An 18,295-nucleotide genomic window follows, 5' to 3' on the forward strand; every position below is an offset into this window, starting at 1 on the left:
GCAGCATGCTAGGCAAACTCGGCTCCCGTTTCGCGATCGGCTTGCTCAAGCTCTTCGCGATCCTGCCCTACGGCTTCGTCGCGCGCCTCGGTGACGGGCTCGGCTGGCTGCTCTACCAGATCCCGAGCAGCCGCAAGCGCGTCGTTCATACCAACCTGCGCCTGTGCTTCCCCGAATGGAGCGACGAAAAGCGCGAGGAAGTCGCGGGCCTGCACTTCCGTCACGCCATTCGCAGCTACATGGAGCGCAGCGTGCAATGGTTCGCGTCCGCGAAGAAGCTCGAAAAGATCGTCCAGCTCGACAGCGAAATCGACCTCACCGATCCCGACTTGCCGCCCACGCTGTTCCTCGGCCTGCATTTCGTGGGCATCGAAGCGGGCTCGATGTTCCTCAACTACTCGCTGCATCGCCCGTGCGGCTCGCTCTACCAGCCGTTCTCGAACCCCGAGTTCGAAGCCGCGGCCAAAGCGGGCCGCAGCCGCTTCGGCGCGGAGATGGTGAGCCGCGCGGACAGCGCGCGCGCCGTGCTGCGCTGGCTGCGCGACCGCAAGCCCGTGATGCTCGGCGCCGACATGGACTACGGCATGCGCAACTCCACGTTCGTGCCCTTCTTCGGCGTGCCCGCGTGCACGCTCACGGCCGTCGGGCGTCTTGCGAAGGTGGGTCATGCGCAGGTCGTGCCGTTCATCGGCGAGGTGCTGCCCAATTACAAGGGTTATCGGCTGAAAGTCTTCAAACCTTGGGAAAATTATCCGACCGGCGACGACGACCTCGACGCACGCCGCATGAACGCCTTCCTCGAAGAACAGATTCCGCGCATTCCGGAACAGTATTACTGGGTCCACAAGCGTTTCAAGACGCGTCCGCCCGGCGAGCCGAGCGTCTACAAATAGACGACGGCCGAGGCGCGCGCCACGGCCCTGCCCGGGTTTTCGCCCGGGCCTCGCTTACAATAGCGGCATGAAACTCAAATTCACCAAGATGCACGGCGCGGGCAACGACTTCGTCGTGCTCGACGGCTATAGCCAGGACCTCGCGCTCACGCCCGAGCGCGTGCGCGCGCTCGCCGACCGCCATTTCGGCATCGGCGCGGACCAGTTGCTGCTCGTCGAGAAGCCAACCGTGGAAGGCGTGGACTTCCGCTATCGCATCTTCAATTGCGACGGCGGCGAGGTCGAGCACTGCGGCAACGGCGCGCGCTGCTTCGTGAAATTCGTGCGCGACCGCGGGCTCACCGACGCCCGCCGCGTGCGCGTGCAGGTGCAGAAGGGCACGATCACGCTCGTCGTGCAGGACAACGGCGAGGTCGTCGTCGACATGGATCGGCCCGACTTCGAACCGGCGCGCGTGCCGTTCGACGCCAACGGCCTCGAAGGCCGCCGCGAGGGCAACGACACGCTCTGGCCGCTCGACGTGAACGGCGCGACGCGCTGGGTGTCGGTCGTCTCGATGGGCAACCCGCACGCGGTGCAGGTGGTGGAAGACGTCGAGGCGTACCCGGTCAAGGCCGAAGGCGCGCTCATCGAAACGCACACGCGCTTTCCCAACAAGGTGAACGCCGGCTTCATGCAGATCGTGTCGCGCAACGAAGTGAAGCTGCGCGTATTCGAGCGCGGCGCGGGCGAAACGCTGGCCTGCGGCACGGGCGCGTGCGCGGCCGTGGCGGCAGGCATTCGCCGCGGGCTGCTCGACTCGCCCGTGAAGGTGCACACGCACGGCGGCGTGCTGACCATCGCCTGGGACGGTGCGCGCGACGAGTCTGCCGCGCTCACGATGGCAGGCCCGGCCACGACGGTGTTCGAAGGCGAAATCGAGCTGGCCGTCTAGCGCGCCTCGCGGCGCACGCAACGAGAGAACGTCGCGTCGCAGGAATATTCAACCGCATGACAAACCGCGCGCCGCGGCGCGCGGCTCACAACTACAACGCGTCCACAACATGAACGATCGCGAAGTTGCCGACTATCTGATCGCCCATCCCGATTTTTTCGTCGAGCACGCCGAACTGCTCGCGACGGTCAAGCTGGGCAATCCGCACGGCAAGGCCGCCGTGTCGCTGCAGGAGCGCCAGATGGAAATGCTGCGCGAGAAAAACAAGCATCTTGAGCGGCGTCTTTCGGAGCTGCTGCGCTACGGGCACGAGAACGATTCGATCGCCTCGAAGTTCAACCGCTGGACCACTCGCATGATCGCCGAGCGCGATCCCTACGCGCTGCCGCGCTCGATCACGCAGAATCTGCGCGACGTGTTCGACATGCCGCAAGCCGCGCTGCGCGTGTGGGACGTCGCCGAAGCCTACGCCCAGGCCGATTTCGCACGCCTTACCGGTGAAGAAGTCCGGATCTTCGCAAACAGTCTCGACACGCCGTATTGCGGCGCGAACACCGGCTTCGAGGCCGCTCAATGGCTCGATCCGGCAGACGGCGCCGCGCAGTCGGTCGCGATCATCGCGCTGCGCGCCCCTTCGGAAGCGTCGAACGACGCGCCCCAGGGCAACGCCTTCGGCCTGCTGGTGATGGGCTCGCCCGACCCGCGCCGCTTCCACGAAGGCATGGCCACCGACTTCCTCACGCAGATCGGCGCGCTCGCGAGCGCGGCGCTCACGCGCCTGCTGCCGCACTGACGGCGCGCCTGCCCTCACTAGCCGAAGCCGCCAGCCGTGAACCCCACCGACCCGATCGCCGACTACCTCGCGATGCTCGAACACGAGCGGCGGCTCTCGGCGCACACGCTGCGCGGGTACACGCACGAACTCGACGAGCTGAAGAAGCTCGCCGACGGCAAGCCGCTCGAAACGGTCACGGCGGCACAGGTGCGCGGCGCGGTGGCGCGCGCGCACGCGGGCGGCCTCTCGGCGCGTTCGATCGCGCACCGGCTTTCCGCGTGGCGCGCGTTCTACCGCTGGCTCGCGGGCCGCTTCGAGCTGGACGCGAATCCGGTCGCCGCCGTGCGGGCGCCCAAGCGTGCGAAAACGCTGCCGAAAGCGCTCTCCGTGGACGACGCCGCGCAGCTCATGGAGGCCCCTGCCGTTGCCGGCGCCCAGGAGGGCGGCCCCGAGGCGCTGCGCGATCGCGCGATGCTCGAACTGTTCTACTCGTCGGGGCTGCGTCTCGCGGAACTGGTCGGACTCGACGTGCGTTACGTGAAGCGCGACGGCTACGAATCGGCGGGCTGGTTCAAGCGCGACGCCGCCGAAGTCGAGGTGCGCGGCAAAGGCAGCCGCCGTCGCGCCGTGCCGGTCGGACGCAAGGCGCTCGACGCGCTCGACGCCTGGCTCGCCGCCCGCGGCGCGTTCGTGAAACACGACGACGCCCCGCTCTTTCTTTCCGTGCGCGGCAACCGCATGGCGCCGGGCGTGGTGCGCGAGCGTGTGAAACGTGCCGCCATCGCCGCCGGCATTCCGGCGAACGTCCACCCGCACGTGCTGCGCCACTCGTTCGCCACTCACCTGCTGCAGTCGAGCGGCGACCTGCGCGCCGTGCAGGAACTGCTCGGCCACGCGAGCATTTCGGCCACCCAGGTCTATACGTCGCTCGACTTTCAGCATCTCGCGAAGGTCTACGACACAGCGCACCCGCGCGCGAAGAAGCGCGACTGAAAGCGCGCATGCCGCATTCGCGGCCTGCAACGCCTTGCGGCGTGCGCCGTCACCCAGTATCGAAGCCATCATGAATATCGTCACGCTCAAACCGTCGAAAGAAAAATCCCTGCTGCGCCGCCATCCGTGGGTCTACGCGAACGCGATCGACCGCGTGGAAGGCAAGCCCGCGCCCGGCGCGACCGTCATCGTGCGCGCGGCCGACGGCCGCTTTCTCGGGCGCGCCGCCTACAGCCCGCATTCGCAGATCCGCGCGCGCGTATGGAGCTTCGACGAGAACGAGCCGATCGACCACGCATTCTTCAAGCGCCGCGTGCAGCGCGCCGTGGCCGACCGCCGCGCCATGGTGAGCGGCACGGGCGCCGTGCGCCTCATCTTTGGCGAGGCCGACGGGCTGCCGGGCCTGATCGTCGATCACTACGCCGAGGACGCCGGGAACGGTCGCGGGCAGCTCGTGTGCCAGTTCATGGCGGCGGGCGTCGAGGCATGGAAGGAGGCGATCGTCGCGGCGCTGACGTCGGCAACGGGTTGTCCGAACGTGTACGAGCGCTCGGACGTATCGATCCGCGAGAAGGAAGGGCTCGAACAGGTCACGGGCCTGCTCGCCGGCGACGAGCCGCCCGAAACCATCGTCACGAACGAGAACGGCGTGCGCTATCACGTGGACGTGCGCAACGGCCACAAGACCGGCTTCTACGTCGACCAGCGCGACAACCGCGCGCTCGTGCAAACCTATGCGAGCGAGCGCGAGGTGCTCAACTGCTTCTGCTACACGGGCGGCTTCTCGCTCGCGGCGATGAAGGGCGGCGCCAAGCGCGTGGTATCGGTCGACTCGTCGGGCGAGGCGCTCGCCACGGCGCAGAAGAACGTCGACGCGAACGGCTTCGACGCGCAGCGCGCCACCTGGCTAGACGCCGACGCCTTCAAGACGCTGCGCCGTCTCTACGACGAAGGCGAGCGCTTCGACCTCGTCGTGCTCGACCCGCCCAAGTTCGCGGCCTCGCGCGAGCACGTGGACCGCGCCGCGCGCGCGTACAAGGACATCAATCTCACGGGTCTCAAGCTGCTGCGTCCGGGCGGCCTGCTGTTCACGTACTCGTGCTCGGGCGCGATCGATTCGGCGCTGTTCCAGAAGATCGTCGCGGGCGCGGCCGCCGACGCGAAAGTCGATGCGCGCATCCTGAAACGCCTCGGCGCGGGCGTCGATCACCCGCTGCTCACGGCGTTCCCGGAAGGCGAGTATCTGAAAGGCCTGCTGTTGCAAATCCCCTGAGGCGGCCTTATCTGGTTGTTTTCGGCCGCGCCGGAGCGCCTTGCGCGCCGCATGTCCCGTCCCCCGATCGCGCCCGGCCGTCTCATGCGGGCGCGGCGCAGATATGTTTCAATAGGAAGTTATGTTGTAACACCCGGCGTGCGAGGTGCCCGCGCCCCGCAACCGCCCGTCCAGAACACCCATCGGCGCGCCGGCACGACGAGGCGCGCCCCCGAATGCACATCTTCCAGGCAGACAGCATGGCAACCATGATTCCCGTCACCATCCTGACCGGCTTTCTCGGCAGCGGCAAAACCACGCTGCTCAAGCGCATCCTGAACGAAAACCACGGCATGAAAATCGCCGTGATCGAGAACGAGTTCGGCGAAGAGAACATCGACAACGAAATCCTCGTGCAGGACAGCACCGAGCAGATCATCCAGATGAGCAACGGCTGCATCTGCTGCACGATCCGCGGCGACCTCGCGCGCGTGCTCGGCGACCTCGCGCAGCAAAAGCGCGACGGCAAGCTCGATTTCGACCGCGTCGTGATCGAGACTACGGGCCTCGCGAATCCGGGTCCGGTCGCGCAGACGTTCTTCATGGACAACGAGATCGCCGACGAATACCTGCTCGACGCGATCATCACGCTCGTCGACGCGAAGCACGGCAACCACCAGCTCGACGAGCACGAAGTGGTGCAGCGCCAGGTCGGTTTCGCCGACCGCCTGTTCATCACGAAGGCCGACCTCGTCGACGAGAAGGAACTCGCGGACCTGCGCCACCGCCTGCTGCACATGAACCCGAAGGCGCAGATTCGCCAGGTGAATTTCGGCGAGGCCGACATCAAGGAAGTGTTCGACCTGCGCGGTTTCAACCTCAACGCCAAGCTCGAGATCGACCCGGACTTCCTCGCCGAAGACGAGCACGATCACGACCACGCGCATCACGACCACGACCACGCGCACGACCACGCCGGCTGCGACCACGATCACGGCCAGTGCAGCCACGAAGGCCACGATCACGGCCACCACCATCATCATCACGCGCACCACGACGACAAGATCAAGTCGTTCGTCTACCGCAGCGACCGTCCGTTCGACCCGAACCGCCTCGAGGACTTCCTCGGCGGCATCCTGCAGATCTACGGCGAACGCCTGCTGCGCTACAAGGGCGTGCTCTACATGAAGGGCGTGGACCGCAAGGTGGTGTTCCAGGGCGTGCACCAGATGATGGGCAGCGATCTGGCCGCCAAATGGCTGCCGATCGAGAAGAAGACCAGCAAGATGGTGTTCATCGGCATCGAATTGCCGCAGGACCTCATCACCGACGGCCTGGACGCCTGCCTCGCCTGACGCGCTTCGGCGTTTGTCCGCACCGCACGGTTACGCAGATGCGCCCGGCCCTTTCGCCGGGCGTTTTTGTCTGCGCAATTCCACCGCGTGCAGCAAGGCGCGGCGCCGCCTTTTCGCGCTGCGTAACAGCGTCTTTCCCGCTCGCGCGCCAAATAACGTACCCGACCATCGCTTTTTCATGATTGGCGCGTTATATTTTCTGGATATCGACCGGTTCGCAAACGGGGCGGTAAAAGGTAAGCCGCGAGGCGAACCACCGCAGGGATTTCCCGCTTGCGGCCCGAGTTTGCGGTTCGGTTACAATACGGCCCCACCGGAAGAGAGGCACCCCGGAAATCGCCGAGGGTCGCCCCGCCGGCAGCGCATCGCGTCGCAGCGCGCAGCCGGTACGATATGTGCCTCAGGAGCATCTGAAGACCGGTTTCCAGAGGAGTTCGGCCCCGCAGCGGCGCTTCGGCGTCACGACAGTTCAGCGTCCGTGCCCGCCAGCGCGCAAATCGGCGCGGTGAATGCGCCTGGCAAGGTGGTAAAAGCCACCGCGGCCACTGCGGGCAACACCAAAGTGCAGGCAAGATGTGCCAGTTTTGCCTCACTCATTGAAGAAGCAAGCCAGATGACGACGAAACGACTCTTGACCGAAGCCGAAATCCTGAAGATGAGCGACAAGGATTACATGAACGAGGATCAGCTCGCCTTCTTCAAGAACCGGCTCGAACAGCTGCAGGCGGAAATCCTCCGCAATGCGGGCCAGACCACCGAGAATCTGCGCGAAACCGTGATCGTTCCCGACCCGGCCGACCGCGCGACGATCGAAGAAGAACACGCGCTCGAGCTTCGCACGCGCGATCGCGAGCGCAAGCTGCTCAAGAAAGTGCAGCAGTCGCTCGCGCGCATCGAATCCGGCGAATACGGCTGGTGCGAGGAAACGGGCGAGCCGATCGGCATCCCCCGCCTGCTCGCGCGGCCGACCGCCACGCTCTCGCTGGAAGCGCAGGAACGCCGCGAGCTGCGTCAGAAACTGTTCGGCGACTGAGCTTTTTCCCGGCCGCGAAGCCCTGCTTTCGCGGCCCGCGATCTGCCTTCCTTGTCGAAGCGCACGGAGTACCGTGCGCTTTTTCTTTTTTGCGCGGTTCCTTCGCCGCGCCCGCGAGCGCCGTTTCCCGCCTTCCTCCCCCGGCCGTTTTCTGCGCCCGCGGCCCTTGATATGCCCAGCGCCGCCCTAAACTTGAACCGACATGCGCTCGCAGCGCGCCCCTGGCGCGCGCAAGGCACCCGGATCCAGGGCGGCGGCGCCCGCTGCGCGCAAGCGCCCCGCGCCCTCCCGAAAGCGGCAGGCATTCCACCCCGCACCCAACCCGGCATCAACGGTAAAAAGGAACGCACATGGAGCAATTTCACGGCACGACGATCGTATCCGTGCGACGCGGCGACAAGGTCGCGCTCGGCGGCGACGGCCAGGTCACCCTCGGCAACATCGTCATGAAGGGTGGCGCGAAGAAGGTCCGGCGCATTTACGGCGGCAAGGTGATGGTCGGCTTCGCCGGCGGCACGGCCGACGCCTTCTCGCTGCTCGACCGCTTCGAAGCCAAGCTCGAAAAGCATCAGGGCAATCTCACGCGCGCGGCCGTCGAGCTCGCCAAGGACTGGCGCACCGACCGCATGCTGCGCCGCCTCGAAGCCATGCTGATCGCCGCCGACGCCAGCACCACGCTCGTCCTCACCGGCAACGGCGACGTGCTCGACCCGGAAGGCGGCATCTGCGCGATCGGCTCGGGCGGCGCGTATGCGCAGGCCGCGGCCCGCGCGCTCCTGGAGAACACCGAGCTTTCGCCGCGCGAGATCGTCGAAAAGTCGCTCGAAATCGCGGGCGACATGTGCATCTACACGAATCACAATCGCGTGATCGAAACCATCGAGTAACCCGTCGCAAAGACCGAGAAGGAATCAGGATGAGCACCATGACCCCCGCCGAGATCGTCTCGGAACTCGACAAGCACATCATCGGCCAGGCGAACGCGAAGAAGGCCGTGGCCGTCGCGCTGCGCAACCGCTGGCGCCGTCAGCAGGTCGCCGAGCCGCTGCGCCAGGAAATCACGCCGAAGAACATCCTCATGATCGGGCCGACGGGCGTCGGCAAGACCGAAATCGCGCGGCGTCTCGCGAAGCTCGCCGACGCCCCCTTCATCAAGATCGAAGCGACCAAGTTCACCGAAGTGGGCTACGTGGGCCGCGACGTGGACAGCATCGTGCGCGACCTCATCGAAATCTCGGTGAAGCAAACGCGCGAAACGGAAATGCGCAAGGTGCGCAGCAAGGCCACCGACCAGGCTGAGGACCGCATCCTCGACATTCTGCTGCCGAGCGCGCGTCCGGTCGGCTTCGGCTCGTCCGATGCCTCGGACCATCATGGCGAGAGCGACAATGCCACGCGTCAGACCTTCCGCAAGCGCTTGCGCGAAGGCCAGCTCGACGACAAGGAAATCGAGCTCGACGTCGAACTGCCGCAAGTGGGCATGGACATCATGGGCCCCCCGGGCATGGAAGACATGACCGAGCAGATTCGCTCGATGTTCGCGAACCTCGGCGGCGGCAAGAAAACGCGCCGCAAGGTGAAGGTCAAGGAAGCGCTGAAGCTCCTCACGGACGAAGAAGCGGCGAAGATGCTCAACGACGAAGAGGTCAAGCAGAAGGCTGTACAGAACGTCGAGCAGAACGGCATCGTGTTCCTCGACGAAATCGACAAGATCGCTTCGCGCAACAACGAAGGCAGCGGCGGCGAAGTCTCGCGCCAGGGCGTGCAGCGCGACCTGCTCCCGCTCGTGGAAGGCACGACCATCAACACAAAGTACGGCATGGTGAAGACCGATCACGTGCTGTTCATCGCGAGCGGCGCGTTCCATCTTTCGAAGCCCAGCGACCTGATTCCCGAACTGCAGGGCCGCTTCCCGATTCGCGTGGAACTCGATTCGCTCTCCGTGAAGGACTTCGAAGCGATTCTGGTCGCCACCGACGCGAGTCTCGTCAAGCAGTATCAGGCGCTGCTCGCCACGGAAGACGTGCAGCTCGATTTCGCCGAAGACGGCATTCGCCGCCTCGCGGAAATCGCCTTCTCCGTCAACGAAAAGACCGAGAATATCGGTGCGCGCCGTCTCTACACGGTCATCGAAAAGCTGCTTGAAGACGTCTCGTTCGCGGCCGGCAATCATGCGGGCCAGAGTGTGACCATCGATGCGGCCTACGTCGACAAGGCGCTCGGCGAAGTGGCGCAGGACGAAGACCTGTCGCGGTACGTTCTCTGAGCGCACCGCGACGCGCATGAAAAAGGGACCCCGCAGGGTCCCTTTTCGTTTGGCGCACTTACTGGCGCACGGGGCGCTTCGCGAGCTTGCGCTGCAGCGTGCGCCGGTGCATGTTGAGCGCGCGCGCGGTGGCCGAGATGTTGCCGTTGTGCTCGGCGAGCACGCGCTGGATGTGCTCCCATTCGAGCCGCGCGACCGAGAGGGGCGCCGGGTGCTCGATGGCCTCCTCGGCCTGCAGCGCGCTCGCATCGCTTTGCAGTGCCGAGAGAATCATCTCGACGTTCGCAGGCTTGGCCAGATAGTTGTCTGCGCCGTCCTTCACGGCCTGCACCGCCGTTGCGATGCTCGCGTAGCCCGTCAGCACGAGCATGCGGGCGTCGGGCTGCAGTTCGCGCAGCGGGGCGATGAGCGACAGGCCCGAATCGTTGCCGAGATGCAGGTCCACGGTGATCTGCGCGAACTTCTGCTGGTTCGCGAAGCGGATCGCCTCGTCCGCGTTGTGTGCCTGCTTCACCTCGAAACCGCGCCGCGTGAGGCCGCGCGTCAGGATGTCGGAGAACACTTCGTCATCGTCGATGACCAGAAAACTCATATCGCTCATGCCTATTTCTCCGTATTGTTAGGCGGCGTCGGGCCGGGCCGGCCCCTCGCCTGATCCAGTCTCCGAACCCACAGACGCAGCGCCCTCGCGCGTCGCCGGATTCGCCTCACCCGCCTTGAGCTGCTTCGCCGGCAAACGCAGCACAGCGCGCGTGCCGCGCGCCTTGCGCACCCGGACGCTGCCGCCGACGCCGGCGCCTGGCGACGCCTCGTCGTCCGCGCCGCTCAGTTCGCCCGACGCGCTGCCGGGCGGCGCGACGTCGGCAAGCTCGATCGAGCCGCCAAGCCGCGCCGCCGATGAAAATGCCAGATACAGCCCCACGCCGTGGCCGCCCTGCGTGCTGTCCACGGGCGCGGCGCCCAGCGAGGCGCGCAGCGACGCCGGAATGCCGGGCCCCGCATCGCAGACTTCGAAATCGACGTAACCGGCACGCACGGCAGGGTCGGCGCGCAGGGTCACGAAATCGTGGCTCGCGCGAGCCGCGTTGTCGAGCAGGATGGTGAGGATCTGGCCGACCGCGACGGTGTCGTCGAGAGCGAGGTCGCCCGGCCCGTTGTCGAAGAGTTCGAACTTCACGTGCGGATGACGCAAGCGCCATTGCTCGACGAACGGTCCGAGCCATTCGCTCACGACCTGGCGGCTGCCGGTGGACGAGGCGCGGCTGCGCAGGCGCGCGAGCGCCGAGGTGCAAAGCGAGATTTGCCTGTCGAGCAGTTCGAGGTCGGCGGCGTAGGGCGCAAGGCCCTTGTCCGTGTGCGCGATGTCGCGCAACTCCTCGGTGAGCATGGCGATGGTCGAGAGCGGCGTGCCGATCTCATGCGCCACGGTAGCCGCCTGCACGCCGAGCGCGACGGCGCGCTCGTCGCGCAGCAGGCGCTGCTGCGCGTCGCCGAGCGCGGTGTCGCGCTGGCGCAGCGCGCGCGACATCCGCGCGACGAACCACACGATCAGGCACACGCTCACCATGAAGTTCACCCACATGCCCGCGCGGTAGTAATCGAACAGGTTGGCGGGATTGTCGAGATTGAGCGGTACGTTGTCGAAGCCGAGCAGCACGTAGCAGGCCACGGCGAAGGCCGCGAGCCACGCCGTGAGGTACCAGGGCAACACGGCGGCCGCGATGGCGAGCGACGGCAGATACAGCGAGACGAACGGATTGGTCGTGCCGCCCGAAAGAAAAAGCAGCGCCGAAAGAGCGCCGAGATCGACCCAGAGCTGGCCGAACAGTTCGAGATTCGACTCGGGACGATCCTGCGTGACGCGCAGCCAGGTCACGCCGTTGAACGCCACTTCCATGGCGATCACGAACAGCATGGCGGGTAGCGGCAACTGCACGCCGATGAAGAGTTGCACGAACGCGATCGTGCAGAGCTGGCCGATGATGGCGAGACTGCGCAGCCAGAATAAATGGCTGAGATTGACGCGAGCACTGACTGTTATGCGATGCATGGCGCCAGTTTACCGGTTAAGACTTGCCTGATTCATCATCTTGAAAAGGTTTGCTTCAATCTATGTCATCCGCCGACCACATTTAAACCGGCGCTTTCCGACAAGCCTGAAGGATAACGGCAGGCCTCGCCAGCCCACGCGCTTCACCCCGCGCGCAATCCTTTTTTGATTCGTCGGCACGGTGACAGTGAGGCGACCGATGCGTCCGCACACGAACGGCTGGCCGCCCCGCGCACGCGCTGCGCGGCCTCGGCGACGACGCGCTCACGCCCGTCGCCGCTCGTGTTCGGGAAAGCGCACTGGCGAGCGAAGCCATGCGCCTGAGCGCCGCGATGGCCAAGCTCGCATCGGCGCGGGCCGCCGCATGGTTCCCAGCCGGTCTCGCGCCGCCGTTTGCAAAACGCCGGGCGCAAGCCGTGGAACCTTACCGCGCGCATTGGCAATTTCGCGAACGTTTCCTAATCTGCGGAACAATCTCGCCGCGGCATTGATGCAGATCAATTTATGCAACAGTCAGACGCGCGGCAGCTCGAAGAAACGGTCGCCGGGGAGCCCGACAACGTTGTTAATACCTGGATCAACCCAGGCCGCGTCTTCCCGGTCGATAGCGACCGGCGCGCACCGCCTGCCAGTATGCGCCCAATGGCGTGTCGGTACGCGTGAACCTGCCGATGGCGCGTCGCTGCGCGAATGGTGCTGTCGAAAGCCCGCCGCGCCGCCCGCTCGATGCCACCGCCGCGTTCGTCGACTCGCTCGATCCCGTCATTTCCATGGACTCGTCGAGGCCCCACGTTGCCGGCGCATTCGGCAAGCGCGCCTCGGCATTGCTCGACGTGAATCCGCATCGGGCCTGGAAACCGGCGCGGCGCGACAGCCCGCGATATCCGATGCCAGGTTGCAGCGGCAAGCCTCGTTCAGGCAGCGAAAGCCGATGCCCGCAAAGGCGCCCGGCGCGCAAATCGCGGGTTGACTCAGCGGAGGAGGTTCCCGCCTTTCGGTGGGGCGCCCGCTGCCGGCGCGGCCGCCGCCACGAGACATTCGGGGCACAGGCATCGCCCGCGCGGGTCGATTTCGTTCGCGGGCAAGGCGGGCAGCGACTTGCACCAGCAATCGAAGGGTTCGGTGTTCCTGCCGCAATCGAAGCTGTTGCCGCAGCGCGGGCAGCGGGCGCTTTTCATGCCAGTGGCGGGAACGGCGGAGGCGGTCATGGCGCGCCCTCCTCTCGAAGCCAAGCGTCGGCGACAGGGAAATGATGCCACAGCCCGGCCGCCGCGCCCCGGCCGCCCACTCCGGTCTTTTTCGCCGCCCGGTCATCCGCCGTGTCCCGCCCACGCCGTCGCCGTGTTGCGCACGCGCCCAGACGCGTTTCGTTTTCCCTGTTGCACCGCGCCAGTCCTGTACAATCCGGCCTGTTTCAACCGTTTTTCGCCCGATGCGCACCTTGTCCGCGCGTCCGGCCTGCGGATTTCGTCCGCGAGTCATGTCCGATTCACGTCCAGTCCCCGCCGCCATGTCCGAGCCCATCGACCTCTCGCAGATCGCGCCCACCCTGAAAGCCGAAATCCTGGCCGAGGCGCTGCCTTACATTCGCCAGTATCACGGCAAGACCGTCGTCATCAAGTACGGCGGCAACGCCATGACCGAGGAACGGCTCAAGCAGGGCTTCGCGCGCGACGTGATCCTGCTCAAGCTCGTCGGCATCAATCCGGTCATCGTGCACGGCGGCGGCCCGCAGATCGACACGGCGCTCAAGAAGATCGGCAAGCAGGGCACCTTCATCCAGGGCATGCGCGTGACCGACGAGGAAACCATGGAAGTCGTCGAGTGGGTGCTCGGCGGCGAGGTGCAGCAGGACATCGTCACGCTCATCAATCACTTCGGCGGCCATGCGGTCGGCCTGACCGGCAAGGACGGCGGCCTGATCCACGCGCGCAAGCTGATGATGCCGGACCGCGACAACCCCGGCCAGTACGTCGACATCGGCCAGGTGGGCGAGGTCGAGGCGATCAACCCGGCGGTCGTGAAGGCGCTCCAGGACGACGCGTTCATTCCGGTGATCTCGCCGATCGGCTTCGGCGAGGACGGCCTCTCGTACAACATCAACGCCGACCTCGTGGCGGGCAAGCTCGCGGTGGTGCTCAACGCCGAGAAGCTCGTGATGATGACGAACATCCCCGGCGTGATGGACAAGGAAGGCAACCTGCTCACCGACCTCTCGGCGCGCGAGATCGACGCGCTGTTCGAAGACGGCACGATCTCGGGCGGCATGCTGCCGAAAATCTCGTCGGCGCTCGACGCGGCCAAGAGCGGCGTGCGCTCGGTCCACATCATCGACGGCCGCATCGAGCACTCGGTGCTGCTCGAAATCCTGACCGAACAGCCGTTCGGCACGATGATCCGCTCGCACTGAAGCGCGCCTCCAACGGCGGCGCACGCCGCCGGGCCTCCTGTCCACGATGACCGACTCCCGCACCCATGCGAGGCGCGCCCGGCGCCGGCCGCGCCGCGTCGCCCGCCGGCCGGGCACGCCGGTCCATGGCGCCCCCGTCTGGCTGTTCGATCTCGACAACACGCTGCACGGCGCGTCGCGCGCGATCTTCCCGGCCATCAACGCGGCGATGACGCAATACATCATCGACGCGCTGGGCGTGAGCCGCGACGAGGCCAACCACCTGCGCACGAGCTACACGCACCGCTACGGCGCGACGCTGCTCGGCCTCGCGCGCCATCACCCGATCGATCCGCACGACTTCCTCAAGGTCGTGCACACCTTCGACGATCTGCGCGCCATGCTGCACGCCGAGCGCGGCCTCGCCCGCATGCTCGCCGCGCTGCCCGGCCGCAAGATCGTGCTCACCAACGGCCCCGAGGCGTACGCGCACGCGGTGCTTGCGGCGCTCGGCATCGAGCGGCTCTTCGAGCGCGTGATCGCCATCGAGGGCATGCGCGCGCGCGGCCGCTGGCGCGCCAAGCCCGACCGCGCGATGCTGCGCGGCACGCTGCGCCGGGCAGGCGTCGCGCTTGCCGACGCGATCCTCATCGAGGACACGCGCAGCCACCTCAAGCACTATCGGCGGCTCGGCATCCGCACCGTGTGGATCACCGGGCATTTACCGGCGCACCTGCCAGGCACCGGCCGGCCCCACTATGTCGATCGTCGCATTCGTTCGCTAAAATCCCTGAAACCAGGCCTGCAATCGGGGCGCTCGAAGTAAACGGGGGAGCGATCACCAGAGGCCTACGCCAGGGACGATATCCATGCAGCCGACACAAACGCGCGAAGCAGTCGAAGCAGCAGAATCGCCGGGCGCGGCCCGCCGCGCTCCTCGCCCGAAGCCGGGCGAACGCCGTATCCACATTCTCCAGACGCTCGCCACCCTGCTCGAGGCGCCGCGCGGCGAGAAGATCACTACCGCCGCGCTGGCCGCGCGCCTCGGCGTTTCCGAGGCGGCGCTGTACCGCCATTTCGCGAGCAAGGCCCAGATGTACGAGGGCTTGATCGACTTCATCGAACAGACGCTCTTCGGGCTCATCAACCAGATCGTCGAAAAGGAGCCGAGCGGCGTCCTGCAGGCGCGCGCAATCGCGCTGATGCTCGTCAACTTCTCGACGCGCAACGCGGGCATGACCCGCGTGTTGACCTGCGAAGCGCTCGTGGGCGAGCACGAGCGGCTCGCCGAACGCGTGAACCAGATGCTCGACCGCGTCGAGGCGTCCTTGCGCCAGTGCCTGCGCGTCGATCTCGCCCAGCACGCCGAGCGCCAAACCGTTCCGGGGACGGACCATGCGCGCGCAACGCCCGTGCCGAAGGGGTACGATCCGGCCATCCGTGCGAATCTGGTCATCCGCTACGTGATAGGTTGCTGGCATCGCTATGCGCAAAGCGGCTTCACGCGTTCGCCGAGCGAGCACGCAGACGAGCAGATTCGCATCATTCTCCAGTAGCGCGGCCGCAGTTGCGGCCGTTTTCGCCGCCCGGGCCGCCAACGTCGCGACGACCATGCCCCGCATGTGACTGGAGCACGGCCCCAAACCCCTGACCTCGGATCGACAGGAGAACCGCCGCATGAACCGCCCCCTGCCTCCCATTGGCCTGCCCCCCATCCTCGCCAGCCTCTCCGCACATTGGGGCTGGCTCATCGCGCGCGGCATCGCCGCCATCGTCTTCGGCATCCTCGCCTTCACGCTGCCCGGCCTCACCGTGCTCACGCTCGCCATCGTCTGGGGCGCCTACGCCATCGTCGATGGCGCGTTCGCGCTCATCTACGGGGCGCGCGGTGGCGGCACGCGGCGCTGGACCTACATCGTCGTGGGCCTGATCGGCGTGATCGCCGGGCTCGTGGCGTTCTTCTGGCCCGGAGAGACGGCCATCGTCCTCGTGATGATCATCGGCGTCTGGGCGTTCTTCACGGGCATCTTCGAGATCATCTACGCGATCCAGTACCGGCACGCCATCGCGCATCCGTGGGCGGTGGGCATTTCAGGGCTGCTCTCGGCCGCAGTGGGCTTTTTCCTCGCGCTGTTCCCGGGCGCGGGCGCGCTCTCGCTGATCTGGGTGATCGCCGCCTATGCGGTGCTCTACGGCTTCCTGATGATCGTCGCGGCCTTCCAGCTGCGGCGCTGGCACAACGCGCATCCGGGCAAGTGACAGGCATGGGCGGCCTCGCGCGGCGCGCGCGAGCGAAGACGCCCCGGACGGCGACACCGTGCCGCCCAGGCGTCTTCCCCCGCGCCGCATCGCTTTGCATTTTTTCCGATATACTCTGCGTTCCTTTTGCAATACCCACGCGCCGATTTGCTGACTCGATTGCGGGCGCGTGAACGCCGGGACCTCAAGCCCGGCGTTCGATATAAATGCGGCTAAAGAGGTCGTCAGCCGCGCCAATCTCCCGCACTCCGCGCCCGCCGACACCGTTTAGCCGCCCGAAAAACCAAGGCGGAACGAATGGAATCGATCGGCATCGTCGCTCCTCAAACACTGCATTTCGACGAGCCCCTGCAACTGCAGAACGGCACGGCGCTGGCCGGGTACGACCTCGTGGTCGAAACCTACGGCACGCTCAACGCCGCCCGCAGCAACGCGGTGCTCGTCTGTCACGCGCTCAACGCCTCGCACCACGTGGCGGGCGTCTACGAAGGCGACCCGAAGAACGTCGGGTGGTGGGACAACATGGTCGGCCCCGGCAAGCCGCTCGACACCAACCGCTTCTTCGTGATCGGCGTGAACAATCTCGGCTCGTGCTTCGGCTCGACCGGCCCGATGAGCCTCGACCCCGCCACGGGCCGGCCCTACGGCGCGAAGTTTCCGGTCGTGACCGTCGAGGACTGGGTGGACGCGCAGGCGCGCGTGGCCGACCGCTTCGGCATCGGGAAGTTCGCCGCGGTGATGGGCGGCAGCCTCGGCGGCATGCAGGCGCTCGCATGGAGCCTGCGTTATCCGGAGCGTCTTTGCCACTGCATCGTGGTCGCCTCGACGCCCAAGCTCTCGGCGCAGAACATCGCATTCAACGAAGTGGCGCGCTCGGCGATCCTTTCGGACCCCGACTTCCACGGCGGCGACTACTACGCGCACGGCGTGAAGCCGAAGCGCGGCCTGCGCGTGGCACGCATGATCGGCCACATCACCTATCTTTCCGACGACGACATGGCCGAGAAATTCGGCCGGGCGCTGCGGCGCGCGGAAGGCGCCGTCGACGAATACAACTTCAACTTCGACGTGGAATTCGAAGTGGAGTCGTATCTGCGCTATCAGGGCGACAAGTTCGCCGACTACTTCGACGCGAACACCTACCTGCTCATCACGCGCGCGCTCGACTACTTCGATCCCGCCAAGGCCTACGAGGGCGACCTCACGCGCGCGCTCGCACACACGAAGGCGAAGTACCTCGTGGCGAGCTTCACGACCGACTGGCGCTTCGCGCCCGCGCGCTCGCGCGAGCTCGTGAAAGCGCTGCTCGACCACAAGCGCCAGGTGAGCTACGCCGAAATCGACGCGCCGCACGGCCACGACGCATTCCTGCTCGACGACGCGCGCTACCACAACGTCGTGCGCGCCTACTACGAACGCATTGCCAGCGAGGTGGGCGCATGAACCAGAGCGCTTTCGACAGTCTTTCCGCCCGTCCCGACTTTCGCACCATCGCGCGCTGGATCGAGCCGCGCGCGACCGTGCTCGACCTCGGCTGCGGCGACGGCGCGCTGCTCGCGCTGCTCTGCGAAGAGCTCGAATGCTCGGGCTACGGCATCGAGATCAACGACGCGGGCGTGCTCGCCTCGGTGAAGAACGGCATCAACGTGATCCAGCAGAACCTGGAAGACGGCCTGCGCCTTTTCGAGGACGCGAGCTTCGACTTCGCGATCCTCTCGCAGACCTTGCAGACCATCCATCAAACCGCCGCGATCCTGCGCGAGACGGCGCGCGTGGGCAAGGAATGCATCGTCTCGTTCCCGAACTTCGGCTACTGGCCGCACCGGCTCTCGGTGCTGCGCGGACGGATGCCGGTGTCGAAATCGCTGCCCTACCAGTGGCACAACACGCCGAACGTGCGCGTTCTCACCGTGAAGGACTTCGAGGCGCTCGCGCCCGAAGTGGGCATCGAAATTCTCGACCGCGCCGTGCTGCACGGCGGTCAGACCGTGCGTTGGGGCGTGAACTGGCGTGGTAGTCTTGCGGTCTATCGCGTGAGAAAAAAATGACGCCGTGCGCGGCGTCGCGTGTTTTTCTGCCCGACCGAATCACCAGAC

Annotated in this window: 18 protein-coding genes; 15 read left to right on the plus strand and 3 right to left on the minus strand. The window is 66.3% G+C overall.

All coding sequences use genetic code 11. The features are described 5' to 3' along the window. The first annotated feature begins 5 nt into the window (after window positions 1-5). The 9 genes from BLU17_RS02580 to hslU all read left to right on the plus strand — a co-directional run bounded on the left by BLU17_RS02580 (window position 6) and on the right by hslU (window position 9,501). Window positions 6-893 (plus strand): lipid A biosynthesis lauroyl acyltransferase, encoded by an 888-nt coding sequence (locus BLU17_RS02580; RefSeq protein WP_091993967.1) that lies wholly within the window; start codon window positions 6-8, stop codon window positions 891-893. A 67-nt stretch (window positions 894-960) separates the two neighbouring features. Next, a complete protein-coding gene (dapF, locus tag BLU17_RS02585) occupies window positions 961-1,827 on the plus strand; it encodes a diaminopimelate epimerase (protein WP_091993970.1) in 867 nt (288 codons plus the stop codon). Between the two features lie 109 nt (window positions 1,828-1,936). After that, a complete protein-coding gene (locus BLU17_RS02590; protein WP_091993973.1) occupies window positions 1,937-2,620 on the plus strand; it encodes a DUF484 family protein in 684 nt (227 codons plus the stop codon). Between the two features lie 72 nt (window positions 2,621-2,692). Beyond that, window positions 2,693-3,595 carry a tyrosine recombinase XerC gene (gene xerC / locus BLU17_RS02595; RefSeq protein ID WP_245746703.1) on the plus strand — a complete coding sequence of 301 codons (903 nt, stop codon included), beginning with the start codon at window positions 2,693-2,695 and terminating at the stop codon, window positions 3,593-3,595. 70 nt (window positions 3,596-3,665) lie between these two features. Then, complete coding sequence (locus BLU17_RS02600) at window positions 3,666-4,868, plus strand: class I SAM-dependent rRNA methyltransferase (RefSeq protein WP_091993979.1); 1,203 nt, start codon at window positions 3,666-3,668, stop codon at window positions 4,866-4,868. Between the two features lie 248 nt (window positions 4,869-5,116). Then, window positions 5,117-6,202 carry a CobW family GTP-binding protein gene (locus tag BLU17_RS02605; RefSeq protein ID WP_483874356.1) on the plus strand — a complete coding sequence of 362 codons (1,086 nt, stop codon included), beginning with the start codon at window positions 5,117-5,119 and terminating at the stop codon, window positions 6,200-6,202. Window positions 6,203-6,815: 613 nt separating this feature from the next. Next, the gene (gene dksA / locus BLU17_RS02610; RefSeq protein WP_085228454.1) at window positions 6,816-7,235 is read left to right on the plus strand and encodes an RNA polymerase-binding protein DksA; all 420 of its coding nucleotides are present in this window, start codon (window positions 6,816-6,818) and stop codon (window positions 7,233-7,235) included. A gap of 350 nt (window positions 7,236-7,585) precedes the next feature. Then, window positions 7,586-8,122 (plus strand): ATP-dependent protease subunit HslV, encoded by a 537-nt coding sequence (hslV, locus tag BLU17_RS02615; protein WP_091993982.1) that lies wholly within the window; start codon window positions 7,586-7,588, stop codon window positions 8,120-8,122. 29 nt (window positions 8,123-8,151) lie between these two features. After that, complete coding sequence (hslU, locus tag BLU17_RS02620) at window positions 8,152-9,501, plus strand: ATP-dependent protease ATPase subunit HslU (protein ID WP_091993985.1); 1,350 nt, start codon at window positions 8,152-8,154, stop codon at window positions 9,499-9,501. Window positions 9,502-9,559: 58 nt separating this feature from the next. On the opposite strand, the gene BLU17_RS02625 is transcribed toward hslU, so the two are convergent. The 3 genes from BLU17_RS02625 to BLU17_RS02640 all read right to left on the minus strand — a co-directional run bounded on the left by BLU17_RS02625 (window position 9,560) and on the right by BLU17_RS02640 (window position 12,759). Further along, window positions 9,560-10,102 carry a response regulator transcription factor gene (locus tag BLU17_RS02625; RefSeq protein WP_091993988.1) on the minus strand — a complete coding sequence of 181 codons (543 nt, stop codon included), beginning with the start codon at window positions 10,100-10,102 and terminating at the stop codon, window positions 9,560-9,562. An 18-nt stretch (window positions 10,103-10,120) separates the two neighbouring features. Continuing rightward, window positions 10,121-11,551: an ATP-binding protein gene (locus tag BLU17_RS02630; RefSeq protein WP_091993991.1), complete on the minus strand. Its 1,431-nt coding sequence runs from the start codon at window positions 11,549-11,551 to the stop codon at window positions 10,121-10,123. Between the two features lie 971 nt (window positions 11,552-12,522). After that, window positions 12,523-12,759, minus strand: a complete 237-nt coding sequence (locus BLU17_RS02640) for a cysteine-rich CWC family protein (protein WP_091993997.1) — start codon at window positions 12,757-12,759, stop codon at window positions 12,523-12,525. Window positions 12,760-13,061: 302 nt separating this feature from the next. On the opposite strand from BLU17_RS02640, the gene argB reads away from it, so the two are divergent. The 6 genes from argB to metW all read left to right on the plus strand — a co-directional run bounded on the left by argB (window position 13,062) and on the right by metW (window position 18,247). After that, a complete protein-coding gene (gene argB / locus BLU17_RS02645) occupies window positions 13,062-13,961 on the plus strand; it encodes an acetylglutamate kinase (RefSeq protein WP_091993999.1) in 900 nt (299 codons plus the stop codon). Between the two features lie 46 nt (window positions 13,962-14,007). Continuing rightward, window positions 14,008-14,766, plus strand: a complete 759-nt coding sequence (locus tag BLU17_RS02650) for a pyrimidine 5'-nucleotidase (RefSeq protein ID WP_091994002.1) — start codon at window positions 14,008-14,010, stop codon at window positions 14,764-14,766. Window positions 14,767-14,809: 43 nt separating this feature from the next. Beyond that, window positions 14,810-15,496: a nucleoid occlusion factor SlmA gene (gene slmA / locus BLU17_RS02655; RefSeq protein WP_091994005.1), complete on the plus strand. Its 687-nt coding sequence runs from the start codon at window positions 14,810-14,812 to the stop codon at window positions 15,494-15,496. Between the two features lie 121 nt (window positions 15,497-15,617). Next, window positions 15,618-16,199, plus strand: coding sequence for an HdeD family acid-resistance protein (locus BLU17_RS02660; RefSeq protein ID WP_091994008.1), 582 nt, complete (start codon window positions 15,618-15,620; stop codon window positions 16,197-16,199). Between the two features lie 297 nt (window positions 16,200-16,496). Continuing rightward, window positions 16,497-17,642, plus strand: a complete 1,146-nt coding sequence (metX, locus tag BLU17_RS02665) for a homoserine O-succinyltransferase MetX (protein WP_091994011.1) — start codon at window positions 16,497-16,499, stop codon at window positions 17,640-17,642. Next, window positions 17,639-18,247: a methionine biosynthesis protein MetW gene (metW, locus tag BLU17_RS02670; RefSeq protein WP_091994014.1), complete on the plus strand. Its 609-nt coding sequence runs from the start codon at window positions 17,639-17,641 to the stop codon at window positions 18,245-18,247. The genes metX and metW overlap by 4 nt, the downstream gene beginning before the upstream one ends. Window positions 18,248-18,295: the final 48 nt, after the last annotated feature.

The organism is Paraburkholderia lycopersici, assembly GCF_900096975.1.
GTDB lineage: Bacteria > Pseudomonadota > Gammaproteobacteria > Burkholderiales > Burkholderiaceae > Paraburkholderia > Paraburkholderia lycopersici.